This window comes from Caballeronia sp. dw_19 (genome assembly GCF_018449515.1).
Lineage (GTDB): Bacteria > Pseudomonadota > Gammaproteobacteria > Burkholderiales > Burkholderiaceae > Caballeronia.
Map to the genome: position 1 here is coordinate 161,311 of NZ_JAAVUQ010000014.1, position 23,831 is coordinate 185,141.

The 23,831-nt window shown below is 63.5% G+C and carries 24 protein-coding genes; 8 read left to right on the plus strand and 16 right to left on the minus strand.

The window, feature by feature from the left end; all coding sequences use genetic code 11:
* Positions 1-153: 153 nt before the first annotated feature.
* The 10 genes from HB376_RS20115 to HB376_RS20160 form a co-directional block, all read right to left on the minus strand.
* Positions 154-1,518: a DEAD/DEAH box helicase gene (locus tag HB376_RS20115; protein ID WP_213765426.1), complete on the minus strand. Its 1,365-nt coding sequence runs from the start codon at positions 1,516-1,518 to the stop codon at positions 154-156.
* A gap of 142 nt (positions 1,519-1,660) precedes the next feature.
* A complete protein-coding gene (locus tag HB376_RS20120) occupies positions 1,661-1,987 on the minus strand; it encodes a DUF4387 domain-containing protein (RefSeq protein WP_213765427.1) in 327 nt (108 codons plus the stop codon).
* The gene (locus HB376_RS20125; protein WP_213765428.1) at positions 1,984-3,339 is read right to left on the minus strand and encodes an acyclic terpene utilization AtuA family protein; all 1,356 of its coding nucleotides are present in this window, start codon (positions 3,337-3,339) and stop codon (positions 1,984-1,986) included. The genes HB376_RS20120 and HB376_RS20125 overlap by 4 nt, the downstream gene beginning before the upstream one ends.
* A gap of 69 nt (positions 3,340-3,408) precedes the next feature.
* On the minus strand, positions 3,409-4,689 hold the full coding sequence (locus HB376_RS20130) for an alpha-hydroxy acid oxidase (RefSeq protein WP_213765429.1): 1,281 nt from the start codon (positions 4,687-4,689) through the stop codon (positions 3,409-3,411).
* Positions 4,596-5,276: an RraA family protein gene (locus HB376_RS20135; protein ID WP_213765430.1), complete on the minus strand. Its 681-nt coding sequence runs from the start codon at positions 5,274-5,276 to the stop codon at positions 4,596-4,598. The genes HB376_RS20130 and HB376_RS20135 overlap by 94 nt, the downstream gene beginning before the upstream one ends.
* A gap of 10 nt (positions 5,277-5,286) precedes the next feature.
* Positions 5,287-6,321 carry a C-terminal binding protein gene (locus HB376_RS20140; RefSeq protein WP_346730533.1) on the minus strand — a complete coding sequence of 345 codons (1,035 nt, stop codon included), beginning with the start codon at positions 6,319-6,321 and terminating at the stop codon, positions 5,287-5,289.
* 16 nt (positions 6,322-6,337) lie between these two features.
* Positions 6,338-7,108: an amino acid ABC transporter ATP-binding protein gene (locus tag HB376_RS20145; protein WP_276572814.1), complete on the minus strand. Its 771-nt coding sequence runs from the start codon at positions 7,106-7,108 to the stop codon at positions 6,338-6,340.
* Positions 7,105-7,914, minus strand: coding sequence for an ABC transporter permease subunit (locus HB376_RS20150; protein WP_213765432.1), 810 nt, complete (start codon positions 7,912-7,914; stop codon positions 7,105-7,107). Before HB376_RS20150 ends, HB376_RS20145 begins: the two co-directional genes overlap by 4 nt.
* A complete protein-coding gene (locus HB376_RS20155; RefSeq protein WP_213765433.1) occupies positions 7,911-8,618 on the minus strand; it encodes an amino acid ABC transporter permease in 708 nt (235 codons plus the stop codon). Before HB376_RS20155 ends, HB376_RS20150 begins: the two co-directional genes overlap by 4 nt.
* 39 nt (positions 8,619-8,657) lie before the next feature.
* Complete coding sequence (locus tag HB376_RS20160) at positions 8,658-9,485, minus strand: transporter substrate-binding domain-containing protein (RefSeq protein ID WP_213765434.1); 828 nt, start codon at positions 9,483-9,485, stop codon at positions 8,658-8,660.
* 146 nt (positions 9,486-9,631) lie between these two features.
* Here HB376_RS20160 and HB376_RS20165 point away from each other — a divergent pair, with 146 nt between their 5' ends.
* Positions 9,632-10,552, plus strand: coding sequence for a LysR substrate-binding domain-containing protein (locus HB376_RS20165; protein ID WP_213765435.1), 921 nt, complete (start codon positions 9,632-9,634; stop codon positions 10,550-10,552).
* A gap of 145 nt (positions 10,553-10,697) precedes the next feature.
* Here the strand turns inward: HB376_RS20165 and HB376_RS20170 are convergent, their stop codons facing one another.
* The 6 genes from HB376_RS20170 to HB376_RS20195 form a co-directional block, all read right to left on the minus strand.
* Positions 10,698-11,672 (minus strand): LysR substrate-binding domain-containing protein, encoded by a 975-nt coding sequence (locus HB376_RS20170; RefSeq protein WP_213765436.1) that lies wholly within the window; start codon positions 11,670-11,672, stop codon positions 10,698-10,700.
* A gap of 110 nt (positions 11,673-11,782) precedes the next feature.
* The gene (locus HB376_RS20175) at positions 11,783-12,133 is read right to left on the minus strand and encodes a carboxymuconolactone decarboxylase family protein (protein ID WP_213765437.1); all 351 of its coding nucleotides are present in this window, start codon (positions 12,131-12,133) and stop codon (positions 11,783-11,785) included.
* A 67-nt stretch (positions 12,134-12,200) separates the two neighbouring features.
* Complete coding sequence (locus HB376_RS20180; RefSeq protein WP_213765438.1) at positions 12,201-12,971, minus strand: hypothetical protein; 771 nt, start codon at positions 12,969-12,971, stop codon at positions 12,201-12,203.
* 14 nt (positions 12,972-12,985) lie between these two features.
* Positions 12,986-13,831: a substrate-binding domain-containing protein gene (locus HB376_RS20185; RefSeq protein WP_213765462.1), complete on the minus strand. Its 846-nt coding sequence runs from the start codon at positions 13,829-13,831 to the stop codon at positions 12,986-12,988.
* A gap of 153 nt (positions 13,832-13,984) precedes the next feature.
* A complete protein-coding gene (locus HB376_RS20190) occupies positions 13,985-14,398 on the minus strand; it encodes a c-type cytochrome (protein WP_213765439.1) in 414 nt (137 codons plus the stop codon).
* Between the two features lie 202 nt (positions 14,399-14,600).
* The gene (locus HB376_RS20195; protein ID WP_213765440.1) at positions 14,601-16,409 is read right to left on the minus strand and encodes a methanol/ethanol family PQQ-dependent dehydrogenase; all 1,809 of its coding nucleotides are present in this window, start codon (positions 16,407-16,409) and stop codon (positions 14,601-14,603) included.
* 562 nt (positions 16,410-16,971) lie between these two features.
* On the opposite strand from HB376_RS20195, the gene HB376_RS20200 reads away from it, so the two are divergent.
* The 7 genes from HB376_RS20200 to HB376_RS20230 all read left to right on the plus strand — a co-directional run bounded on the left by HB376_RS20200 (position 16,972) and on the right by HB376_RS20230 (position 23,670).
* On the plus strand, positions 16,972-17,364 hold the full coding sequence (locus tag HB376_RS20200) for a 4a-hydroxytetrahydrobiopterin dehydratase (RefSeq protein WP_213765441.1): 393 nt from the start codon (positions 16,972-16,974) through the stop codon (positions 17,362-17,364).
* 102 nt (positions 17,365-17,466) lie between these two features.
* Positions 17,467-18,558 (plus strand): beta-ribofuranosylaminobenzene 5'-phosphate synthase family protein, encoded by a 1,092-nt coding sequence (locus tag HB376_RS20205; protein WP_213765442.1) that lies wholly within the window; start codon positions 17,467-17,469, stop codon positions 18,556-18,558.
* Between the two features lie 78 nt (positions 18,559-18,636).
* Positions 18,637-19,563, plus strand: a complete 927-nt coding sequence (locus HB376_RS20210; protein ID WP_213765443.1) for an NAD(P)-dependent methylenetetrahydromethanopterin dehydrogenase — start codon at positions 18,637-18,639, stop codon at positions 19,561-19,563.
* A complete protein-coding gene (locus HB376_RS20215) occupies positions 19,563-20,789 on the plus strand; it encodes an ATP-grasp domain-containing protein (protein WP_255631450.1) in 1,227 nt (408 codons plus the stop codon). Before HB376_RS20210 ends, HB376_RS20215 begins: the two co-directional genes overlap by 1 nt.
* Positions 20,764-21,792, plus strand: coding sequence for a methenyltetrahydromethanopterin cyclohydrolase (gene mch / locus HB376_RS20220; protein ID WP_255631451.1), 1,029 nt, complete (start codon positions 20,764-20,766; stop codon positions 21,790-21,792). The genes HB376_RS20215 and mch overlap by 26 nt, the downstream gene beginning before the upstream one ends.
* Positions 21,789-22,769 (plus strand): RimK family alpha-L-glutamate ligase, encoded by a 981-nt coding sequence (locus HB376_RS20225; RefSeq protein ID WP_213765445.1) that lies wholly within the window; start codon positions 21,789-21,791, stop codon positions 22,767-22,769. The genes mch and HB376_RS20225 overlap by 4 nt, the downstream gene beginning before the upstream one ends.
* Positions 22,756-23,670, plus strand: a complete 915-nt coding sequence (locus tag HB376_RS20230; RefSeq protein ID WP_213765446.1) for a triphosphoribosyl-dephospho-CoA synthase — start codon at positions 22,756-22,758, stop codon at positions 23,668-23,670. Before HB376_RS20225 ends, HB376_RS20230 begins: the two co-directional genes overlap by 14 nt.
* The last annotated feature ends 161 nt before the right edge of the window (positions 23,671-23,831 follow it).

The window sequence follows — 23,831 nt, forward strand, 5'->3', positions numbered from 1 at the left end:
GACGCAAGCATGCGGCCGCAGGCCGGGAGGAGCTACAAGCTGGGATTGTCGCGCTCTCCCTGCCGGTTTCACTCCTTCCCGATTCCCCGATTCCCCGATTATCAAACCCGCGCGATTGAGGCTTGGGTCGCCTTCGCCAGCGCGACCACCTCGCTACCCACGTGAAGGTCGAATTCGTGGACGGGACGGGGACACGCTTGTGCCTTTACCCGCAGCCACAGCGCGTTGCACCGCAGGCTTGCGTTTGTTCTCGCCACTTTGCGGGCGCGGTTGTTTGCTGAGCACCTGCATAGCGCCCGGCGCAGCTTGCGGCATTTTGGGCTTCTTAGGCTTCTTGGGTTTCTTGATTATCTGTCCCGTCGCGCTGGTTTGCGGCACGCGGTGTTCGGCTTCAAAACCCGGCTCTTCTTCACGGGGCAGCGTTTGCCGGATCAGCGCTTCAATCGCGGCCAGTTGCGGCGCTTCATCGGCACATACAAGGGACACTGCTACACCGCTGGCGCCCGCGCGGCCGGTGCGGCCAATACGATGCACATAGTCTTGCGCCACGATCGGCAGATCAACGTTGATGACCAGCGGCAGGTCGTCGATATCCAGCCCGCGCGCAGCCACATCGGTGGCTACCAGCATGCGTACTTCGCCCGTCTTGAAGCGCTCCAGCGCACGCAGGCGCGCGGGTTGCGGTTTGTCGCCGTGGATGGTATCGACCGCATAGCCCGCTTCGTCCAGCATGGCCGCCAGGTAATCCACGCCATTGCGGGTTTTGACGAACACCAGCGCGTGCTCCCAGTTGTTCTCAGCCACAAGATGCATGAAGAGGTCAGGCTTGTTCTTTTTATCCACCAGCACCACCCACTGCTTGATCTTGCTGGCCGTGGCATTGGGCAAGCCGACACTGATGTTGACCGGGCCGCGGAGAACGGCCGCCGCCATGGCGCGGATATCATCGGTAAACGTGGCAGAGAACAGCAGGGTCTGGCGCTGAGCCGGCAAGGCAGCAAAGACGGCGTTGAGTTCGCGCTCAAAGCCCAGATCCAGCATGCGATCGGCTTCATCCAGCACGAGCGTTTGCAGTTGATCAAACTGCACTGCGTTCTGGCGGTTGAGATCCAGCAAACGGCCCGGCGTGGCAACAAGCACATCCACGCCTTTGCGCAACGTCATCATCTGGGGGTTGATACTCACACCACCGTAGGCGGCCAGAAATCGTAAGTCGAGGCCTTTGCCGTAATCGATAAAGCTTTGCAGCACTTGTTCGGCCAGTTCGCGCGTGGGCACCAGCACCAAAACGCGCGCGCGGTTGCTGGACACCGCCGGGCCGTGTTGCACCAGCCGTTGCAATAGCGGCAGCGCAAAACCCGCCGTTTTGCCAGTACCGGTCTGTGCCTCGGCCATGACGTCCTTGCCACTGAGCACAGCAGGAATCGCCTTGGCCTGCACTGGCGTAGGTGTCTGGTAATTGAGGTCCTGCAGATTACGCAGCAAGGGATCGATCAGGCCAAGCGAGGCAAAAGACATTCACGTATTCCGGGCTAAAACCGCATTTTAGCCGTGACCGCGCTGATTGCAACGCACAGACAACAGAGCTAAGAAGCGTGCGTACACTTCAGAGCGTGGTGTTGCACGCATAAAGCTGTAGTGTCGGTCCGCCAGGCGTTAATTACCGAGACAACGGAATCGCGAGGTCGAGCAGCGGCGCGTGTTGCTGGCAGCCGTACATGTCGGATTCGCCGAGACGTCCCTGGGGCAGTTGCCGGCGCATCGTCACCTTGATCGCCTGCCCACGCGGCACCGCGAAGATCGACGTGATCGCGCTTTCTGTCACGCCGAATAATTCGGCCATTGTGGCCTTGTTGAAGCGCCCCGACTTCCAGGCGGTGTCGAAATGGGCCGCATCCTCGAACATTACGTCAAACGTGAGCAGAAAGGGACCGGCGTTCTTGCTGCGTATCACCGTTGCGAGTGACGAAAGCGGAACGGACGTCATGGGGTGAGTACCTCGTGTTGGATTGGAAACAGCGCTGTTGGAGATGCCGCTTTCAACAGATGGTAGGCAGAAAACTCATACACCGGCCCCGCGTCGATTTCCGACGGCGAGTGCGGAAACGCGAGGTTTCCTGCCGTGTTGTATTGCCCCGGATAGCTCACATGCAGGAGCGTACCGCTGATGAAGTGCGCCGCGGCATGCGCGAGCGACTGCTCGTGCGCGACCGCGTCTATGACGAGCCCGAGTTCATGGCTCGCCGGCTTGCGCACGGTCTCGAGGCCACGCATCACCCCATCTCGCCCGTAGACGTGAAACTGGACATCGAGGTCCGGTGCGTCGAAGTAGGCGAGCGCCGCGGACTTCGCATCGGCAAGCAGCGTGTCGATGCGCGCAATCATCGTCGGGCAGCGTACGCCCGCCACCGTGACCGTGCGATAGCCCCGCCGGCGCGCACCTTCGAGCTTGACCCAGTAGTCGTCCGAGCCGATGAAGCGCGAGCCGGTGACGCGCACTTCGCGCTCGCTGATCTGCGTGAAGTCGCACGCCGACAGATCGAGTTCATGGCCGGGACCCGCCTGCAGGAACGGATTTTCGCGCTCGTACAGGGTATGGGCCGCCACCGAGGTCAGCGATGCACGACGCCTGAGGCTCCCCGGTTCGAGCGTGAAGCCCTCGGCGTCGATGGTACCCATCATCACGTCCGTGCCGTGAGGCTCGGCGGAGAAGGCGCCGCATTCGAGGATTTTCCCCATGTGAATGGCGAGCCCCGGATCAGCGCCTTTCCAGATCGGAAACGCGGCAATCACGGAATCGTCGCAGGCGCGCCCGGCGATGATCACATCCGCGCCATGTTCGAGCGCATCGACGATCGGCTCGTGTCCCATCTGTGCGACGATCGCATCGCTTGAGCGCGCCTCGTCGGCGCTCAGTTCCCAGCCGGCCTCGAAGTCACGCACCTCGCCGCAGTCAATGGAATCCGCGACCACGCTCGTCGGGATGTCCGCATAGATCCATGCAAGCCGCACGCTCAGCGCATGCTCTGCGACGATCTCGCGCACGATCCGCACCACTTCATCCACGTGAGTGCGCGTGCCCGCACCGCCCGCGCTGCCGACGATCACCGGAATGCCCGCCTTGCGCCCCGCCAGGATCATCTGCGTGAGTTCGCGGCGGATGCTGATCTCCGACACCAAAGCCTCGCCGGAGCCAAGATAATGCGGTCCCGGATCGGTCGATCCCGCGTCGACGGCAATGACATCGGGCTGCATCGACATCGCGCGTTCGAACGCATCGTCGGCGAATCCATAACCGAGCGTGCAAGTGGGCGTAAGCACCCTGATTGGCTTGTTCATGCGTTGCCTCTTCGTAAGTGAACCAGCAGGAGCGCTGCGCCGCCTCGCCTCGCCGGCGCGCGCGGCGAATCAGTCGCGCAACAGTTCCAGGTTCCGGACTTCGTCGATCCGGTTAATGCCAAGCAACCCCATGTTCGTGCTGACTTCGCGTTTGAGCATCGCGAGTGCGTGCGCAACGCCCGCCGCGTCCGCCGCCGCGCACGCCATCAGAAACGGGCGCCCCACGAACACGAAACGGGCACCGCAGCGGATCGCTTTCAGTACGTCCGAGCCGCGCCGCACACCACCGTCGTACATCAGCACGAGCGTGTCGACGCGTGCAGCGATCGCGTCGAGCGCGTCGAGCGAACCGATCGCGCAATCCACCTGACGGCCGCCGTGATTCGACACGATGATGCCGTCGACACCCGCGCGCTCGGCCACCACCGCGTCCTCGGCCGACAGCACGCCCTTCAACACCAGCCGCCCCGCCCAGCGCCGCCGGATGTGATCGATATGGGCCCAGCTGAGCGCACCGCGTCGTCCGATGTCACGCACCAGCGTGCGCGAGAACACCGGCGGCCCCGCCACGGCGTCCATGTTCTCGAAACGCAGCGGCCGGTTCGTGAGCAGGCTCGCACCCAGCACGCGCCAGCACCACGATGGCCGGCTCAGCGCCTGCCATGCGAGTTGCGCGCTCGGTTTGACTGGCGAGCGGAAACCCTGCTTCTCCGCGTGTTCGTGCTGACCGTGTACGGCTGTATCGACGTTGATCACCAGCGTGTCGAAACCGGCCTTCGCAACGCGGTCGAGCATGGGATCGATACGCGCCTGATCGCCGGGGAGATACGCCTGAAACCAGCTCGCGGGTCCCGCCGCGCGCACCACTTCGAGCGGCGTCAGCGACGCGCCGCTCAGGATGAACGGCACGCCCGCGTGCGCGGCGGCGCGTGCCAGCACCTCGTCCGCGTGCGCCGCCGCCATTCGGCTGAAGCCCATCGGCGCGATGCCGAACGGGCTCGCATACTCGACGCCGAAAAGGGTCGTGCGCAAGTCACGCCGTTCGATATCGACCAGCACGCGCGGCAGGAACGCGCGCGTCTCGAAACCACGCAGATTGCGTCGGTGCGCGGCGCCATCCTCAGACCAGCCGGACACGTACGCATACATCGCGGCAGGCAGCCTGCGTTTCGCCACGCTCGCGAAATCGTTCAGACACAGTACGTCGCGCAGGCGCGCGGGCAGCTTCGTCGCCTCGGCCACACGCGCATGCGTCGCTACAGCGGGTCGTCCACCGGCGCCAGCGCCTGCGCCTGAGGCAGCGAGAACATCTTGCTGATCGACACGCCCCTGCGAATTCCATCGATCCATTGCGCCTCCTTGAGCAAATGCGCTTGCGCCGCCTTGAGCACTTCGCCGGCGATCGCAAGCGGCACGATCACGACGCCGTCGTCGTCGCCGAGCACGATGTCGCCCGGATTGACGGGGACGCCCGCCACCGCGATCGTGGTGTCCACGTTGCCGCCAAAGCCGTGATGCGGACCCCGCGGCACGATCGAGCGGCAGAACATCGGAAATTGCAGGCGCCGCATGTCGGCCACATCGCGGATCGCGCCGTCGATCACCGCGCCGCCAAGACCTCGCTGCATCGATTCCTCGGTCATCACGCCGCCCCACACGGCGACGTCTTCAGCACCGCCCGCGTCGACGACCAGCACCTCGCCGGGCCGCGCGCTACCGATCAGATTGCAGATCGGACCGCAGTCGCCGACCATCGTCACGACGGTGCGCGCCTGGCCGCACAGCCGCGCGCCCAGAAAAATCGGCTTGATCGGCGAGACCATGACCTGCGTGCGGTTCATGCAGTCGGAGGCCACCGCCGCCGGGATCTGGCGCCAGTGCGCCAATACTTCGGGAGCCAGCAAGGGGAAACTGATTTCGATCTGGTGATAAGCCATGGAGGTCGCTTTATCGAGGGGTTGAGGACGCGGCGTCTTGCCAGCCCGGATTGACGTTGTTGCGCAGTCGGCCGTGTACCAGATAGTCGACGAGCATCTCGGCGGAAAACGTGCGCATGTCGAGGTAGCCGGCTTCCGAATAGAACGCGGCATGCGGCGTGATCACCAGCCGGCCCGCGATCCACGGTTCATTCGCGCGCCAGGCGTCGAGCAGCGGTGGCGCCGGCACCGGCGGTTCTTGCGGCAGGACGTCGAGGCCCGCTGCCGCGAGGTGTCCCGCGCGCAGCGCGCGATACACCGCGTCGACATCCACCAGCTTGCCGCGCGCGATGTTGATGAGGATGCCGCCGGGCTTCATCGCCTGCAGTTGCGCATCGCCGATCATGTTGCGCGTCTCGTCGCTCAGCGGGACGTGCAGGCTCAAGACGTCGGCGCGCGCGAGCAGCGTGTCCAGCGACTTGACGCGTTCGTAGCCAAGCCCGAGCTCATGCCCTTCCGGCACGTGGGGATCGAAATAGACCACGTGCATGTCGTGCGACGCGACCCGGCGGGCGATCGCGGTGCCGATGCGGCCCATGCCGATTGCACCGAACGTACTGCCCCGCAGACGCCGCACCACCGGCACGTTCTCCGCCAGGAAGCCACGCTCGAGATCGGCCTTCAGGCGCGCCTCGTAGGTGCCGAGGCCGCGTGCGAGGAACAGCATCATGGCGATCGCGTGATCGGCCACTTCCGTCGTGCCGTAGTTCGGGACGTTCGACACCGGGATGCCGCGCTCGCGGCAAGCCTCGACATCGACGTTGTCAAAACCCACGCCCACCCGCACGATCATCCGGCAGCGCGCGAGCCGGCCGACCAGATCGCGTGTGATCTTCATGCGGTGCCACACGAGAATCGCGTCGCATGATGCCCAGGCGTTGTCCGGGATGCTGGCCGGATCGGTTTCGTCGTACACCTGATAATCGATGAGCGCGCCCGTCACGCTTCGTTCGACGTCGAGATCGCGCAGATGCGCGTCGGGTACCAGTACCTTGAGTGGCGACACATGTCCTCCGGTTGAATTACGCCGCGGTGCGCGACAGGACTTTCCCGAGAAAGCTCCTGAGACGCAGATCGCCTGGCGCATGAAAGATATCGGCTGGCGGCCCCGACTCCACGATCGTGCCGCGGTCGGTAAAGAACACCACGTCCGCGACTTCTTCGGCGAAGCGCATCTCGTGCGTAACGAGCACGCAGGTCATGCCATCGCGGCTCAGATCGCGGATCACCGCCAGCACTTCGCTGACCATTTCCGGATCGAGCGCGGCGGTCACCTCGTCGAAGAGAATGATGGCCGGTTGCATCGCGAGCGCCCGCGCGATCGCGACGCGCTGCTGCTGGCCGCCGGAAAGCTGCGCGGGATAGGCGCTTTCCTTGCCCGTCAGATGCACCCGCGCCAATAGTTCGAGAGCGCGCTTCGTGACCTCCTCGCGTGACTCGCGCAACACCTGAACCGGCGCCATCACGATGTTTTCCAGTACCGTGCGATGCGGGAACAGGTTGTATTGCTGGAACACCATCGACACCTGGTGGCGCAAGGGAACGAGGTCGCGCTCGCGGCGTAGCTGCTCGACGGCGAATGAGCCGACGCGAATGGTGCCGCGATCGACCGGTATCAGGCCGTTCAGGCAGCGTAGCAGCGTCGATTTTCCGGAACCCGACGGGCCGATGATGCAAGCGGTCTCGCCCTGGCGGATCGACATCGAAACCCCTTTGAGCACCTCGGTGCCGCCGAACGACTTGTGCACATCCACGAGTTCGATCAACGGGGCCTTCTGCTGGATCACGTTCATGACTTTTCTCGCATCTGGCGTTCGAGGCGGCGGCTCAGTGTCGCAATCGGAAAGGCGAACAGGAAGAACAGTAGCAGTACATACAGTTGTACCGCCGTGGCATAGCGCGAACCGTCGCTCGCCGTGATGGTATTGGCCACCGAGAGCACGTCCGACGTACCCGTGACGACCGCGAGACTGCTGCCGATGAAAAGCATCGCGAACACCGTCATCATGTTCGGCAGGATCAGCGGAATCGCCTGCGGCACCACCACGTACCGCAGGATCTGGTTCTTGCGGTAACCCAGGGCGCGCGCCGACTCCCATTGCCCGCTCGGAATGGCGTCGATACCGCCCCTCAGCACTTCGGCCACGTTCGCCGTGACTGGCAAGGAGAGGCCAACCACTGCTTTCACGAACGGCGAGAATGGAATGACGATGCCGAACACCGGTATGTAGAACGGCAGCAGATACAGCATCGCGTAGAGTGCGATCAGCCACGGCGTATTGCGTAGCAGATTGACGACGCCGACCGACAGCGCCCGCATGAACCGCGCATTGGCGATCGTGCCCGCGCACAGAAGCACCCCCGTCATGAGAGACACCATGATCGCCGCCACGCTCATCAGGACGTTGGCGCTGAAGCCGCCGCCGAAGCCATGAAAGCCGGGCGCGCCGGTGAGCAGCATGCCGCTGCGCGCGGCCAGCAAGCCGAATGCTTCGCCTGTCGTCCGGCCGTACGAGGCGACGAGCGCAGCCAGCAGCAATAACGGCACGCCGACCATGCCGTAGACGAACGCGCGGGTCTCGGGCTTCATCGTGTTCATATTCCGTACCCCGGAATGCGCAGCGCGTTGCCGATGCGCCCCGCCACAATCGACGCAAACGACGCCAGAAGCAGATAGATGACCCATACCGTCAGCATCACTTCGAGATTGCGGAAGTTCTCGAGCGAGATCTGTGTTGCGTAGTACATCACGTCGGCCACCGCGACGAACGCCGCCTGCGATGAGGTCTTGATGAGACTGACGATATTATTCGTCATCGGGACGGTGGACAGGCGCATCGCCATTGGCAACTGGATATGCCAGAAGGTCCGCAGGCGCGTGTAGCCGAGACTGCGTGCGGCTTCCACGGTCGCGTGCGGCACCGAGTGCAGACCCGAACGCACGATCTCGACCGCAATGCCGCCGTTATAGAGCGCAAGCGACAGCACCATGCACGTGAAGCCGCTGAACACCGGGATCTGTTGTCCGGTCGCGAGGTTGTGCACCGAGAGTCCCAGTTCGGAGAGCGTGAAGTACAGTACGAAGAGCTGCACGAGCGGCGGCGTGTTTCGCAACAGCTCCACGACGACCGTCGTTAGCGTTTCCAGCACCGGCACGCGGAAGAAGATCATCGCCGCGCCCACAATGCCAATGACATACATCAACGCGATCGCGCACACGCACATGGCCACCGTCGTGCCGATGCCGCGCAACAACCACGTCTGGTAGAGCGGATCTGCGAGCCAGCTTAAATCGAGCGTCATGGATTTACCGTCGCACGCCTTCTGATCGGGCTCACCGGCTTATTTGGCCGATGCCTGCGTCTGCTGTTCGACCACGAATTTACTCGTGCCCATGTTGTAGCTCTTCTCGGCGTTGACGAGGACACCGGCGGCCTCCGCTTTCTTGATGGCGCCATTGAGCGCCGCGAGGAAGGCCGGTTCATTCTTGCGTACACCACCGACGATGGGCACAAAGTCGTAAGCGTCCAGCGCGATCTTGTCCTTGTCTTTCCAGCCCGGTTCGGACACTTTCAGCGTCAGGTTCGGGCCGTCGTAAGCGATCGCCTCGCAGCGGTCATCCTCGAAGGCCTTGTACATTTGCGCCGTGCCCGTGAAGAGCACGGTGTCCGCACCGAGCTTTTCCTGCAGCGCGCGGTTGTACATGTTGCCCTGACTGCCGCACACCTTGCGGCCCTTCAGGTCATCCCACTTCGCGATGGTGGTGTTCTTCGGCGCAAGCAGCACCATGCCCGCCATCATGTAGTACGGGTCGGTGAAGTCGATCACCTTCGCGCGGTCGGGGTTTTTCCCGAGCGTCGCGAAGATCACGTCGATGCGCCCCGCGTTCAGCAGTTCGATCCGGTTCGATGCCACCACCGGCACGAATTCGATCGCGGTGTCCGAGCCGAACAGATCCTTCGCGACGTATTTGGCGAGGTCCACCTCGAAGCCGATCTCCTGACCCTTGTTGTCGAGATAGCCGAACGGGACGTAATCGTTACGGATGCCGACGATCAGCTTGCCGCGCGCCTTGACCGTCGCCAGTTGGTCGGCGTGCGCCGCCCCCGCCAGGCAACTGCACATGACCGCGAACATCACGAGACGGACCCACCACGACGGCTTCGACATTAACTTCTCCCGGACAGATGAGGTGTATTCGGCGTCCCATGCGGCAGGCGGCATGTAGCGTGCTGCTATTTTTCATCGCGTGACTATCAGCGTCAAATAGGACAAAATTCACTTCTTATAAGCTGACCTTATCCGGAGAAGGCGCCGTGAATGTCCGTCAACTGGAGTCGTTTCAGGCCGTGATGACCGCTGGAAGCCTCACCGCGGCTGCCGGCATGCTGAGCGTTTCGCAGCCGGCAATCAGTCAACTGATCGCGCAGCTCGAGCGAAGTTGCGGATTTTCCTTGTTCACCCGGGCCGGCACGAAGATGCGGCCCACGCGCGAAGCGGACGTGCTGTTTGCTGAAGTGCAGCGCATGTTCATTGGAGTGGGACGCGTCGCGAATATCGCCAAGGCCTTGCGCGATCAAACCTGGGGCGCGCTGAGTGTCGCCTCGTTTCCGGTACTGACGCGGCGCGTGCTGCCGGACGTGGTCACGCGTTTTTGCGCGGAGCGGCCGGACGTGAAATTCAGCATCGAGAGCATGCGCTCCCGCTCGCTTGTCGACGCCGTGGCAACACAACAAGTCGATTTGGGATTCAGCGTGCTGCCAGGGGACCGGCCGGAAGTGGAAAGCACCTACCTCTGCACCATGCGCGGCGTGTGCATTCTGCCGACCGGTCACCGCCTTGCCAAGCGGCGGCTGATTCGCGCAAAAGATCTGGATGGCGAAGCATTCGTCGCCCTCGGACCGCAGGACCATTCGCGTTTCCTGATCGACAAGATTTTCGAGGAGGCGGACGTGGAGCGCCGTATCCAGATCGAGGTCGGACAGTCAGAGACCGCCTGCGCCTTCGTCGCCAACGGCGTGGGCGTGGCGGTGGTCGACCCGATCAGCGTGTACAACAATGCCGGCGGCAAGTTCGCGGTATGCGCATTTGAGCCGAAGATGGAATTCGACATCTGGTTGATTCGCTCGAAGACGGCGCGCCCGTTCGCACTGATCGAAACGTTCTCGACATACGCATGCGCGCATATCCTGAAGCTGAAGGATGAAGCAATCGACATGTTGCACAGGCGCGGCTGACAGCACGCGCTTCACCGCACGCACTTCACGGCCTTCATCCGATCTGCTGTTCTGTGCATCTATCTGCGCCGGTACGGGCCACAGAGCGTATTCCGGCAAGTGAGGGCTTCATGTCAGCCACCGCGTTTTGACGCGCGGCCCAAGATTATTTTTCCGGCCGCGCCCCGACCGCCGTCTCTCCCGCCCGCAACGCGAATCCTGCGTATTCGCGCTCGAGAAACGGCGCGGCATGTTCGAGCAGGAAGCGCCGGAACGCGATGCAAGTCGGCGACAACCGCTTCGAACGAAGGTGAACGATTTGCCACGTGCGGTCGACTGGCGTGCCATTGACGTCGAGCAACGCAAGCTCCTGCGAACGCAACTCGAGCGCGAGCGTATGCAACGAGATCAGGCTCACGCCCATGCCGGCCATCACAGCCTGCTTGATCGATTCGTTGCTGCCCAGCGTCACGCTGCGCGCCGGCGTGAACAAGTGTTGCTTGAACATTTGCTCGGACACCGCCCGCGTTCCCGACCCCGGTTCGCGCAGCAGGAACGTATCGCCCGCCAGCTCCTGCAGGTCGAACCGGCGCGCGTCCCGCAGCGGATGATCGACAGGCCCGATCAATACGTGGGGATGATAAGCCAATGGCTCCGCCGTCGTGCCGAGCTCGGGCGGCGGGCGGCCCATGATGGCGAGGTCGGTGGCATTATCCTGTAGCTGGCGCAGCAGGACCTCGCGATTTCCCACCGAAAAGCGCACGTCCACGCGCGGATACTGCCGCGAATAGGCAGCAAGTAGTTTCGGTGCGAAATAGGTCGCAGAACTTACGATACTCACTGAGATCGAACCACTGTCGGCCATCGACAGCGAAGACATGGCGTCCTCGGCGTCCTTGATTTCTCCGAGAATCCGGCTCGCATGGTGCGACAATCGTTCGCCGGCTTCGGTCAATGTGAGCTTGCGGGCAACGCGCTCGAACAGCGGCAGCCCGACAGCTTCCTCCAGTTGCCGGATCTGCATGGAGATCGCCGGCTGCGTCAGGTGCAATTCCTCCGCGGCACGCGCAAAGCTCGGATACCGGCAAGCGATCACGAATATCTGCAACTGTCGCAAGGTCAGCGAGCGAATAAAGTTCACTGTAGACGGCCATCCTGCAAACCAGCCTTATGCGGCTCGCTTGACTATCGAGCTTCATCAAACTTCTGAAGCCAAGCGAGTAAACCTGTCTGGCACCCATGTGCGCAGGATCACTTAGCCGTCTCCTGCTGCTGCCCGAATGCGTCGAATGCCCGTGCCGAATAAACTATTGCCGCACCCGCATTCAACGCGATGGCCACCGAAAGGGCAGCCGCGACCTCTTCCTTGCTGGCTCCCGCCCGCGCCGCGGCGGCACTGTGCACCGTGATGCAGCCATCGCAGCGCGTAGTGACTGCCACCGCCAGCGCGATCAGTTCGCGAGTCTTGGCATCGAGCACGCCATCCTTTGCCGCCGCGCCGTCGAGCGCTTCGAATCCGGCCAGCATCGCGGGCGCGTTTGCGCCCAGTTCGCCTATTGCGTCCATTAGCCTGGGCGCGTAGCTTTGGGTATCGATCAACATGGACTGGCTCCAATGTGAATGGTTGTGTGGTCGGCGACCCGCAGCCATCCGCGAAGAAAGAACCGTGTCAGCGGCTCGCACGAGGCGCGTTCACGGCCTTGTCCGGTGTCTTCTTGCCGGGCAGCGGGGACAAGGCTCGCAACGCGCCCTGATAACTCAGCGTTTCACTCTGTACAGGATGCGCGAAATCATCGTTCGAACCCGGTACTTCCGTGCGGATGAGCAGCACCTGACCCGGTACCGCTTCCGACATGACAAAGGTATAGCGTTTGCCGATGTACTGAGGAAAGCGTGCGCTATTCGGATCCCCTAGATAGGGCTGGATCACGATCTGCTTCGCCCGGACCTTCTGGCCTTGCGCGTCGCCGGTCACCGGCGTGATCGGCGGGCTGGCCGCCAGCGCCAGGCGTACGCGGCGCTGGAAATAGCGGCGCTGTCCTCCCGTCAACTGCTCCATCTCCGCAATGTCACGCTCGAGGAAATACAAGATCACGGGATTGCACGGCAGGCCTTCACCGGGCACCTCGACCTTGCCGCCATGGTCGCTCACCAGCGCGTCGCCGTTGGCGTTGTCGGCGCTGACTACCAGGACCTTGACCGTATCCTTCTCCCTCGCCGGCGGTCCGGTGCGCTCGACGGCGTAGTCCAGTTCGGTTTGCGGCTGAATACCCTTCAGGTGCGTCGACAGGAAAAGAAGCCGCTCGGCCGGCGCGATCTCGGGACTGGCGCTACTTGCCGGGCTTGCCGCGCTGGAAGCATCCGCCGCAAACGCATGGCCGGAAGCTGCCAGCAAGACACTGGCCACGGCGGCGACCCAACTTGCCCGCAGTCTTGCCATGCGCGTCCACGCTCTCATTTCGCGTTGGCCTGTGCGGCCGGGGGCTCGCTGATAGCGAGCAACGGGACCTCATAACTCGTCAGTATCTTGTCGATCTTGCCCTGGTTCGCCCCGATCCACTGGTCGACCTTCGTCTTCCACGCGCCTTCGCCATAACGCACGCCCATCGATATTTCATAGTCGAAACGTACTCCCGGCGTTGGAGGGAAGGCCACCAACCTGACCTTGTCGCCGGCTTGCTTCGCGAAATAACCGGCAATGGGTCCCCACAAGAAAACGACATCCACATTACCCGCCGACATGTCGCGCTGGATCATCTCGCCCGGGAATTCCGCAGGGTCGCCGCTTTGCACCTTATACGACACCGCTTGCTCGATCAGGTTGTTGCCAAGGAGCCAATCGACAGCGGGCGTATTGGAAAAGATCCCGAGACGCAGTTTATGCAACTGGTCGGGCGGTAGCTTGAGGAGATCGGACGGCGTCTTGATCGATGAGAATTCGGGGCGGTTCGGAAAGACCATCGCGTAGGTGGAGTGGAGCCAGGGACGCGTGGTCGACGTCATGTCGTATCCCTTCGGCACGCCGATCACCACGTCGCACTTGTAGTCTTCCGTGTCGGGTATCTTCTCGCGCAGCGTGTGCCGGATGAAGCCCATGCGCTGCGGAAAGTACGTGTATTCGATCTTGTAGCCGAAGTCGCTCGCCATCTGAGCCGCGATCTTGTTTTCGAAACCCTCTGCCTTGTCATTCGAGAGCGGCATGTTGTTGGGGTCCGCGCATACACGCAGCACGCCGTCGGCTCCGTCGTTGTGCGGCAGCGCAGGACCGTCGGCATGGGCGGTACTGAACCCAAGCGCCATGCAAGCTGCTGCGAGCGCTGTGCGCGCGAACGCGCCAAGCCTTGAGTAAGCGACACAAGCGACGTAAGCGTCAGACATCAGTCCCCTCCGGTAAAGCGTGTACAGGCGCCAACGTCAGCGACGCTCGGGCAGCGTGGATGTTCAGCGTGGATATTATTTGGCATCGATCGCCTGCAAGTCACCCGGCTTGATCTTGCCGTCGGAACGCCCCTTCAGATACGCAAAAAGGTTCTGCCAATTCTTCTGCATCATGTTGCTGGAACTGAAGTCGGGCATACCCTTATCAAGACGTCCGCCGAACACGGTCCGGTGAAACTCCGTCGGATCGAGGGTCTTGAACGCATCGATCAGCGACGGCCCCACCATGCCCTGCTGCTGCGCGCCGTGACAACGTTCACAGTCAAGCGCCCGCCAGGTCCGCCAACCTTGCAACGTGTTGTTATCAACCTTGTTACCGTCGACAACCTGGTAAGCAACCGGCTTCATCTGCGCTGGATCGGTCTGGGCGTATGAAACGGGTAACGTCACCAGGGCTATCGCCAGCGGCAAGAGTATTCGGCCTTTCATTGCGCGTGTCTCCTTCGGTGTGAACGTGCTGCGCCATACGTCTTGCACGCATTGGCGCAGAGTTGGAACGATTGGTGCCGGGTCCCGGATCCCCGGGACCCGGCCGGCCGCCTCTGTCATGCAGGGGCGGCCGGCGCGTGTCGTCAAGCTCTCTTGATGAATCGTGACGACCGGCTGGAAGAGGCTGAAGCTCCGGCCCCTGTCAACTCGGGATGGCAAACACGAACAGCGTGCCGCCAAGCGCCGTGTACTTCGCGAGTTCACGATAACCGCCGACCGCGCCCAGACCCTCCGTGGACTTCTCAAGGCCTGCCGCCATGCCGATACCCGCCCATCCACCAATGCCCGAATAGACGCCGACAAACTGCTTGCCCTGATACTCATACGTGAACACGTTGCCAATGATTCCGGACGGTGTCTTGAACTTCCAAAGCTCCTTGCCATCCGAGATACGCACGGCCTTCAGGTAGCCTTCGAGCGTGCCATAGAAGGCAATGCCGCCCGCGGTCGCCAATGCACCCGACCATACCGAGAACTTCTCCGGCTTGGACCACGCGATCCGGCCCTTGCTGGCGTCCCAGGCAATGAAGTTACCCATCGCACCCTTCTCGTTCGGACCCGGATACATCGACAACGTGGCCCCCACGTAAGGCTGGCCGGAAACGTATTCGACTTCAAACGGTTCGTAGTCCATACATACGTGATTGGTCGGGACGAGAAACAGGTTGCTCTTCGGATCGTAGGCCGCCGGTTGCTGGTCCTTCGAGCCCAGCGCCGCCGGACAGATGCCCTTCACGTTGTGGTCCGGACCGGCCGCCTGAGTCGAGTAAGCCGCGTTGCGAATCGGCAAACCGCTCTTCAGGTCCACGCGGTCAGCCCAGTTGACTGCCGGGTCGAACTTGTCGGCAACCAGCAACTGTCCTGTTTCGCGATTGAGCGTGTAGCCGAAGCCGTTACGGTCGAAGTGGACGATTGCCGGCACTTTCTTGCCGTTCATAGGCAGGTCGGCAAGGATCATTTCGTTCACGCCGTCATAGTCCCATTCGTCGTGAGGCGTCATCTGGTAGACCCATTTCGCCTGTCCCGTGTTCAGGTCGCGGGCGAAGATGGACATCGACCATTTGTTGTCGCCGGGTCGTTGCGTCGGGTTCCAGGTGCCGGGGTTTCCCGTGCCGTAGTAGACAAGATTCAGCTTCGGGTCCCATGCATACCAGCCCCAGGTCGTACCGCCGCCGGTCTTCCACTGGTCGCCCTTCCAGGTCTTGAGCGAGGAGTCCGCGCCAACTGGCACCATCTTGCCGTCGGCCCACGTCATGGTCTTGTCGGGGTCGATCAGCATCTCGTTGTCCGGACCCGTGCTGTAGGCAGTCCAGACCGGCTTGCCGGTCTTGATGTCGTAGGCAATGAGCCGCCCGCGTACGCCGAACTCGCCGCCTGAAATGCCGGTGAGCACCTTGTCGCCGAATACATGCGGCGCGTTGGTGTTGGTCTCGCCCGCCTTGGCATTACCGTTCTGTGCGGTCCATTTCACGTCGCCGGTCTTTGCGTCCAGCGCAACGAGCTTCGTGTCGGCTTGCTGAAGAAAGATCTTGCCGTCACCGTAGGCAAGCCCGCGGTTTACCGTGTCGCAACACATCACCGACACCACCTGCGCGTCCTGCTTCGGTTCGTATTGCCAGATGAACGTCTGGTCCTTCAGGTTGATCGCAATGACCTTGTTGGGAAATGGCGAGTGGATATACATCGTGTCGCCGATGACAAGCGGCGAACCCTCGTGACCGCGCAACACGCCGGTCGACATGGTCCAGGCAACCTGCAGCTTCGCCACGTTGCTTTCATTGATCTGCTTGAGCGGGCTATAGCGGTGATTGGAATAATCACCCGCTTGTGCTGCCCAGTTCGATGAGTTCTTGATCAGGGCGTCGAGCTGCGAATCGGCCTGTGCAACAAAAGAGCTGAGGGCCGTTACCGCAACCACCGCCAGTCCGAGAACCAGGGTGCGTAATTTCATGTCTCCTCCAGAATGTGTTGCCGTCCGACTCAGGGATGACCCGACCACCTATGCCCCGGGCGCGCCTTCACCGGTGCGGGCAGCGAGTTGAACCTCCGCCCGGTCAATGCCGGGCTTGCTGTTTGCGAAGACGAATTGCATATTCCATGCCGGAATTACATGTGCCGTCGAATAGGCCGGCGGAGATGGACGAAGATTGACGGGGCGCGGCACGGGTTGCGGCGGCGGCGGCGCGGAGAGAAAATCCTGAGGAGACGGATAGCGTCACGATGGCGCGAGGGTGAGACGCTTCATTCGGATTACGACACATACTGTGTCAAATCCGCGATACACGCGATACACGATACACATCCCTGTCTCCCTGTCTGAAAGGCGCTGCAGCTCAGTGTTCCCCGGGAGGCAGGCGGTGCGCTGCAGCAACGCGCGCGGCGCGCGGGCGTTGTTCATTTGCGAGGCTGGGTCTTCGCGCGGGCTGTTACACGGGCTGGCGCGGTGTTTGCACGGCTTTGCAAGTTGAACTTCGGTTGAGGTTCTCTATGAACGAGTGTAGGGAGGTATCGCCATGGCCAGCACACAGCCCGAGAGGGTCTACTCCGACAATGAAATCCAGCAGCGTCTCACCGGCGCGCTCCAGCACTGGTACATGGAGGACGGCTGGCTGCGCCGCAAGTACAAGACGGAGGGATGGAAGGGCACGCTGATGGTGGTGAATACCGTCGGGCATCTCGCGGAAGCGGCGTGGCACCACCCGGACCTGACGGTGTCGTATGCGTTCGTGGTCGTTAAACTGAAGACGCATTCGGCCAAAGGCATCACCGACAAGGATTTCGCGCTCGCGACCAAGATCGAGGAAGTGATCCAGTGGCAACCGGGACTGGAAGGGGGGCCGCTGGAGGGCACCCCTCGCGACGACCAGCGTTTCCGCTATATCAAGTACGACGCACCGAAGGCCTGAGCGGGTCCGTGAATCCGTTGGTACGGCTCTTGCCTTGAAGGCCACGCACCCGGCTTCACCGCCACGGCTTTGACCACGACATCGAACCCAGGGACACTCGCGATGCAGCTTCGCCTGGATCAGCAATCGGACCGTGAATCGGACCATGAATCGGACCATTCGACGGATACCGCCGCGCCGCTTTCCACCGTGACGGTCGATGCCCCCGCTCGTCTGCACCTGGGTTTTCTCGACCCGAGCGGGTCGCTCGGGCGCGCGTTCGGCAGCGTCGGATTGACAATAGACGCACCCGGTATGCGGATCACCGCACACTACGCCGACGAGACGCGGGTGCTCGGCGCACACACCGACGCACAGCGCGAGCGCATCACGCACTATCTGGGCTTGCTGCATGACGCCTACGGCGGACGGCCGGTCCTGATCGACGTCCGGCGCGCCCCTCGCGCGCACGCGGGCCTCGGCTCGGGCACGCAGCTCGCGCTGGCGGTCGGCACCGCGTTCGTCAGATTGCTGGGACGGCCTGTGCCCACCGCCGATCTCGCGCGGCTGCTCGGACGCGGCGCGCGCTCGGGTATCGGCATGCTCGGTTTTGATCACGGCGGGTTGATCGTGGACAGCGGCCCCGGCGCCGGCCATGGATCCCACCCGCCTCGCCGCGTGCCATCGATCCTGACACGCCTGCCGTTTCCCGACACCTGGCGCATCCTGCTCGTCGACGACACCCGTCAGGAGGGCCTTCACGGCGACGAGGAACGGCAAGCGCTCGCGACCCTCGCTCCATTCCCGGAAGAGCTTGCCGCACACCTGTGTCACCTCGTGCTCATGCTCGTGCTGCCCGGCATCGCGGAACATGATTTCGATGCGTTCGCGAGAGGTATCGGCGAATTGCAGCAGACTATCGGCGAATATTTCGCGCCCGCTCAAGGCGGTATTTTCTCGAGCCCCGCGGTGGCGGCGGCACTCGACGCGGCTGCCGCCGCCACGGAACATCGCGCGGGCATCGGCCAGACATCGTGGGGACCTACCGGTTTCGCGTTCGTGCACAGCGCCCAGGATGCCGAGCGGGCGCTCGCCGCCGCGACGGACGCCGCGCGCGGCATCCCCGGCATCGTGTGTTCGGTGGCGGCGGGGAACAATCGCGGCGCGTCCATTCATGCCGGTGGCCTGCAACGCTGCAAAAGCGATCTCCCTTAAGCGCCGCGGGTATCGATCCACGGACCCAGGGGCCAAAGGCCCATTGAACCGCCATCAACCGGAAACGAGTCCATCGCCATGTCCGAAGCCACAGAAAGGCCCTACATCCTGCACATGTTGACGGCCACGCCGCAGATGAGTCCCTTCGATGTCAACATGGCCGCCGATGCCGGTTACCAGGTCATTGTTCCCTACTGCAATGTCCGTGCGGAGAACGTCGTCACGCTGACCCAGGATGCGATTTTTTCCCGCGGTCCCAAAGGCGTGTCGCGCACGGGGCTGTTCATCGGCGGACGCGACGTCATGCTCGCCGCCGACATGCTCGACACCGCGCGCCATGCGATGGTCCCGCCCTTCGAAGTCTCGGTATTTGCCGATCCGAGCGGCTCGTACACGACCGCCGCCGCGCTCGTCGCGCTCGTCGAACGTCACCTGAAAGCGGGCCACGGCGCGGAACTCGGCGGCAAGCGCGTGCTGATTCTCGGGGGCACCGGCGCGGTGGGTCGCGTGGCCGCCGCCATGGCCGCGTCGCTGGGTGCGCAAGTCCTGATAGCGAGCCATTCGGACATCGCCCGCGCGACCCAGGTGAGTGACGAAGTCAACCAGCGCTTTGACATCGCGACCACCGGCGTCTCGGTTCACACGCGTGACGAATTGCATCACGCGCTCGCGGCCGCCGAGGTCGTGATGGCAACCGCGGTGGCAGGTGTTCAGGTCATGAGCGCAGCCGACGTCAGGGTCGCAAAACACTTGCTGATCGCGGCCGATGTCAATGCCGTACCGCCCGAAGGCATCACGGGCGTGCACGTCATGGACGATGGCAAGCCGCTCGCGGGCGCGGTGCGCGAAGACGCGCTCGCCATAGGCGCGCTTGCGATCGGCAACGTCAAATACCAGGTCGAGCATCGCCTGTTCATTCGGATGCGCACCGGCGGCAAGCCGGTCTATCTCGGCTTTCCCGAAGCCTTCGACGAAGCCCGCGCGATCGTCGGCGGCATCGCCTGATGCATCGTTCGTTCATGACGCCCGGCATCCGTTGCGCGCAAGCATCGACCATCGCCGCCGTCGGGTTGTCGGCGCGCATGCTGGCGCAGTCCGCGCGGCGCGCGGGGCTGAACGTGGCCGCGCTGGATATCTTCGGCGACCGCGACACGCGGCGATATGCGCCGCTATGGTTCGATATCGGCGGCGAGGGTTTGTCGATCGACCCTCAACGGCTCTTCGATGCGCTAGAGCGTACGGCGCGGCTGCCACGCATGCTCGGCTTCGTGACAAGCAGCGGACTCGAGCCGCTGATGCAGGAATTGTGCAGCGCACGGCGATTGCCGCGCCTGATAGGGAACAGCGCCGAAGCAACCGCGGCCGTACGCGAGCCGTGCCGGTTTTTTGCGCTGCTCGATCGCCTGGGCATCGCCCATCCGGAGGTCTCCCACCTACCTCCCCCGGATCCCGCCGGCTGGCTCTTCAAACGCGCCGACGGCTGCGGCGGGATGCATATTGAAGCACTGGATTCGACGTCGAACAAGCCGGCGGCCAACGGCTATTTCCAGCGCCTGGCCGCAGGACGTTCGATGTCCGCGCTGTTTGTCGCCGCACGGCGAAAAGCGTCCGTCATCGGCTTTGCAGAGCAGCTCAGCCAAGCCGCGGGGAACCGGCCGTTCCTGCACACCGGGTCGATCGGTCCCGCCGAGGTCTCGCCGCCCGTCATGGACTTCGTCACGACGGCAATCGGCGCGATCGTGGCGAACACGGGCCTCGCAGGCCTGAACAGCATCGACTTCCTGCTGGACGGCGACACTGTCCGGGTCCTCGAGATCAATGCGCGCCCTTCATCGACGATGACACTCTACGAGACCGCCGCGCCCGAAGCATGGCCGCGTGGTTTGATCGCGTGTCATCTCGATGCGTGTCTAGATGGCCGCTTACCTCCGCCCTCATCCCCCTTCCCCGCTGCAACGCGCTCAAAAGCCGGTCAGCGCGTGGTGTTCGCGCCGCGCAACCTGGTTATCTCCGGTCCCTTCAGCAATGCCTGCCTGGCCGACCCTGTGTGCCATGACGTGCCGCATCCCGGCGCGCAAATCGGCGCGGGCGAGCCGGTCTGCACGTTAGTCGTCACGCAGTCCTCCACCTCCGCCGTCCGCGACGAACTCAAGCGCCGCGAAGCGCTCGTTTTACAACGGATCAAAACCTGTCATGAGCACACTGATGCCGTCATCTCTTCCTCCGCCTGAGCTCAGCGTCAACGCGCTGAGCGAGCGGCTCGCCAGCCGCCTTGTCGACCATGCCGCGCGGCTGCGCCTGGCCGTTTCGCGCACGCCCGACGGCACGGTGATCGTCGATGCGGGTATCGACGCCATGGGCGGCATCGAAGCGGGCGTGCTGATCGCGCGGCTGTGCATGGGCGGTCTCGGGCGGGTTGCGGTACGCACGAGTCTCGACGCCAATCCGCTCTGGCCGAGCATGATCGAGGTCCATACGTCGTCACCCGTGCTCGCCTGCCTTGGCAGCCAATACGCGGGTTGGAGCTTGTCGGCGACGAAAGAACAAACCGGCGGCAAAAAGTTCTTCTCGCTCGGATCAGGCCCGGCGCGCGCGTTGGCGGGCAAGGAAACGCTCTTCGATGAACTCGGCTATCGCGACCGCCACGATCGCGGCGCGCTCGTGCTGGAAGTGGACCGCTTGCCGCCGCCAGTCGTGATCGACAAGATCCTGCGCGACTGCGCATTGGCGCCCGACAAACTCACGCTCATTGTCACGCCGACACACTCTGTCGCGGGAACGGTGCAGGTCGTCGCACGCGTGGTCGAGGTTGCACTGCACAAGACGCATGTGCTCGGCGTGGACCTCGGCGAGATCATCGAGGGCAGCGGCTCGGCACCTTTACCGCCGCCCGCGCCGGACGCGATCCAGGCGATGGGCCGCACCAACGACGCCATTCTCTACGGCGGCCGTGTGCACCTGAGCGTGAAAAGCGACGCCGTCGCACAACGGCTCGCCGCGGAATTACCGTCATCGAATGCGCGTGATTACGGGCGTCCTTTCGCCGATATCTTCACATCGTTCAACTACGACTTTTATCAGATCGACCCCGCGTTGTTCGCGCCCGCCGAAGTGTGGGTCAGCAGCCTCGAAAGCGGCACGACCTATCACGGCGGCAAGCTCGACATGGCGCTGCTCGACACCCAGTGGAGCGGCACGTCAGCGCCGCAATCCGGCGCAGGGCAGCCGCCATGAGCATCGGACTTCGGGTCGCCATCATGACCGACGAAACCGGCTGGCACACCGGACGCCTGAAAAAAGCGTTCCTCGCGCGTGACGTAAACGCGCGCTGCGTGGATCTGGCGCAATGCCGGATCGACACCACGTGGGCGGCTCACGGTCTCGCGATCCCGGGCTTCGGGCACGACCTGCCCGATGCGGTATTCGTACGCGGCATCGCGGGCGGAACGTTCGAGCAGGTCACGCTGCGGCTCGGCATCCTGCACGCGCTGCGCGAATGCGGCGTGCCGGTCTACAACGACGCGCGCTCGATCGAGCGCAGCGTCGATAAATCGATGACCAGTTTTCTACTCAACCTGCATGGCGTGCCGACGCCCGCCACCTGGGCAGGTGAATCGGCAGCCTTCGCGCAGCGGGTATTGATGCGTGAGGCGGCCGCGAACCGCCGGGTCGTGCTCAAGCCGCTGTTTGGATCGCAGGGCAAGGGGTTGAGACGGCTGGGAACCAACCGTCGTGACGGAACGCTCGCGCCGTTGCCGTCATTGCGGGCATCCGGGCAAGTCGCTTATCTGCAGCGCTATGTGGAAACCGCGCGGCCGGGCTTCGACTGGCGCGTTCTCGTGATCGGCGGCAGGGCGGTCGCGGCCATGCGGCGCGTGGGGGGCAAAGGCTGGATTCATAACTTCGCGCAAGGGGCGACATGCGAGCGCGCGCCGCTCGACCCCGTCCTCGCCGATACCGCCGAGCGAGCGACCCGCGCGCTCGGCCTCGACTATGCGGGCGTCGACCTGATTCCTTCTCCGCGCGCGTCCGGTAACGGCGACGATGAAAAACGGCCGCTGGTGCTCGAAGTCAACGGCGTGGCGGCATGGCGAGGCTTGCAATCGGTGACGGATCTCGACATAGCCGCCGCGCTCGCTGACGATCTGCTTGAGCGCAGGCTCGCTGCGCACGCGCCGGCGGCTCTCAAGACCCGCAATGTCTTGCGATAGCGCCTTCACCCTCGCCAAGGCAAGAGCGGCCTTTTTACGGGCTTGCCGGCTCGATGTAGAAACCGCGAAGCCCGGCAACGTCAGCGTCGGCTACCCGGGCCACGGCATGACGGCCGCCCAATTCATCGCGAGCGCGGACGCCGCGGCGAATGCGCTGTTCGCGCCCGGCGCGAGGGTCGGTATGCGCATTCTCGACGCGGTCAGCCGCACGCGCGAGGCGGCCGGCTGCAACACCAACCTCGGCATCGTGTTGCTGGTCTCGCCACTTGCCGCCGCGCTCGAGATCCACGCGGACGACCCTCGCGCCGACGCCGGCCTCTCTGCCGGCGCATGGCGCACTGCAACGCAACGGGTGCTGGCCACGCTCGATCTCGACGATACCCGCGCCGCTTATCGCGCGATTGCGCTCGCCAATCCCGGCGGCCTGGGCGACGCACCCGAACAATCGGTCCATGACTTGCCAAGCGTCGATCTTCGCACCGCGATGACGCTGGCTGCCGGACGCGACAGCATCGCGCGCCAGTATGCGAATGGATTTCGCGACGTGTTTGAAACGGGCCTTGAAACCGTGCGCCGCGCTCAACGTTCAGGACATTCGCAACCGGCCACGGCGCTCACGCTTGACGTGTTCCTTGCCTTCCTGAGCGGCTGGCCCGATTCACACATTGTGCGCAAGCACGGCCTGCCCGTGGCGCAGAGTGTCACGCGGGAGGCACGCAAGCGTCAGGACGCGATGCATCGCGCGCTGGCTCACGGCACAGTCGCGAACGAACTGCTTGCCCTCGGCGAGTGGGACGCCGAACTCAAGGCGCAAGGCATCAACCCGGGCACGAGCGCGGATCTCACGGTCGCCACGTTGTTCGTCGCCGGCGTCGCCGACGGCATCCTGGACGAGACCTGAGCGCACCTGAGCACGCGGCTGCGCCGACACTGCGGCGACAAGCCTGCCATTGGCACGGAACATGATAGGAACAGCCATGGTTCTCAACCAGCACCGGGCGTCGTCGATCCGCGCCGTTCGCGTGCCGCCCGCCAAGCGGGCACATTCAATATCCAATCACT

What these genes read in the sequence shown, in the direction of transcription:
- mch (WP_255631451.1), top strand. Translation starts at nt 20,764, where the DNA reads ATGCCGTCATCTCTTCCTCCGCCTGAGCTCAGCGTCAACGCGCTGAGC.
- HB376_RS20145 (WP_276572814.1), bottom strand. Translation starts at nt 7,108, where the DNA reads ATGAACGTGATCCAGCAGAAGGCCCCGTTGATCGAACTCGTGGATGTG.
- HB376_RS20160 (WP_213765434.1), bottom strand. Translation starts at nt 9,485, where the DNA reads ATGTCGAAGCCGTCGTGGTGGGTCCGTCTCGTGATGTTCGCGGTCATG.
- HB376_RS20115 (WP_213765426.1), bottom strand. Translation starts at nt 1,518, where the DNA reads ATGTCTTTTGCCTCGCTTGGCCTGATCGATCCCTTGCTGCGTAATCTG.
- HB376_RS20175 (WP_213765437.1), bottom strand. Translation starts at nt 12,133, where the DNA reads ATGTTGATCGATACCCAAAGCTACGCGCCCAGGCTAATGGACGCAATA.
- HB376_RS20215 (WP_255631450.1), top strand. Translation starts at nt 19,563, where the DNA reads ATGCATCGTTCGTTCATGACGCCCGGCATCCGTTGCGCGCAAGCATCG.
- HB376_RS20185 (WP_213765462.1), bottom strand. Translation starts at nt 13,831, where the DNA reads ATGGCGCTTGGGTTCAGTACCGCCCATGCCGACGGTCCTGCGCTGCCG.
- HB376_RS20225 (WP_213765445.1), top strand. Translation starts at nt 21,789, where the DNA reads ATGAGCATCGGACTTCGGGTCGCCATCATGACCGACGAAACCGGCTGG.
- HB376_RS20230 (WP_213765446.1), top strand. Translation starts at nt 22,756, where the DNA reads ATGTCTTGCGATAGCGCCTTCACCCTCGCCAAGGCAAGAGCGGCCTTT.
- HB376_RS20135 (WP_213765430.1), bottom strand. Translation starts at nt 5,276, where the DNA reads ATGGCTTATCACCAGATCGAAATCAGTTTCCCCTTGCTGGCTCCCGAA.
- HB376_RS20205 (WP_213765442.1), top strand. Translation starts at nt 17,467, where the DNA reads ATGCAGCTTCGCCTGGATCAGCAATCGGACCGTGAATCGGACCATGAA.
- HB376_RS20125 (WP_213765428.1), bottom strand. Translation starts at nt 3,339, where the DNA reads ATGAACAAGCCAATCAGGGTGCTTACGCCCACTTGCACGCTCGGTTAT.
- HB376_RS20210 (WP_213765443.1), top strand. Translation starts at nt 18,637, where the DNA reads ATGTCCGAAGCCACAGAAAGGCCCTACATCCTGCACATGTTGACGGCC.
- HB376_RS20150 (WP_213765432.1), bottom strand. Translation starts at nt 7,914, where the DNA reads ATGAACACGATGAAGCCCGAGACCCGCGCGTTCGTCTACGGCATGGTC.
- HB376_RS20200 (WP_213765441.1), top strand. Translation starts at nt 16,972, where the DNA reads ATGGCCAGCACACAGCCCGAGAGGGTCTACTCCGACAATGAAATCCAG.
- HB376_RS20155 (WP_213765433.1), bottom strand. Translation starts at nt 8,618, where the DNA reads ATGACGCTCGATTTAAGCTGGCTCGCAGATCCGCTCTACCAGACGTGG.
- HB376_RS20180 (WP_213765438.1), bottom strand. Translation starts at nt 12,971, where the DNA reads ATGGCAAGACTGCGGGCAAGTTGGGTCGCCGCCGTGGCCAGTGTCTTG.
- HB376_RS20130 (WP_213765429.1), bottom strand. Translation starts at nt 4,689, where the DNA reads ATGGATCGATGGAATTCGCAGGGGCGTGTCGATCAGCAAGATGTTCTC.
- HB376_RS20195 (WP_213765440.1), bottom strand. Translation starts at nt 16,409, where the DNA reads ATGAAATTACGCACCCTGGTTCTCGGACTGGCGGTGGTTGCGGTAACG.
- HB376_RS20190 (WP_213765439.1), bottom strand. Translation starts at nt 14,398, where the DNA reads ATGAAAGGCCGAATACTCTTGCCGCTGGCGATAGCCCTGGTGACGTTA.
- HB376_RS20120 (WP_213765427.1), bottom strand. Translation starts at nt 1,987, where the DNA reads ATGACGTCCGTTCCGCTTTCGTCACTCGCAACGGTGATACGCAGCAAG.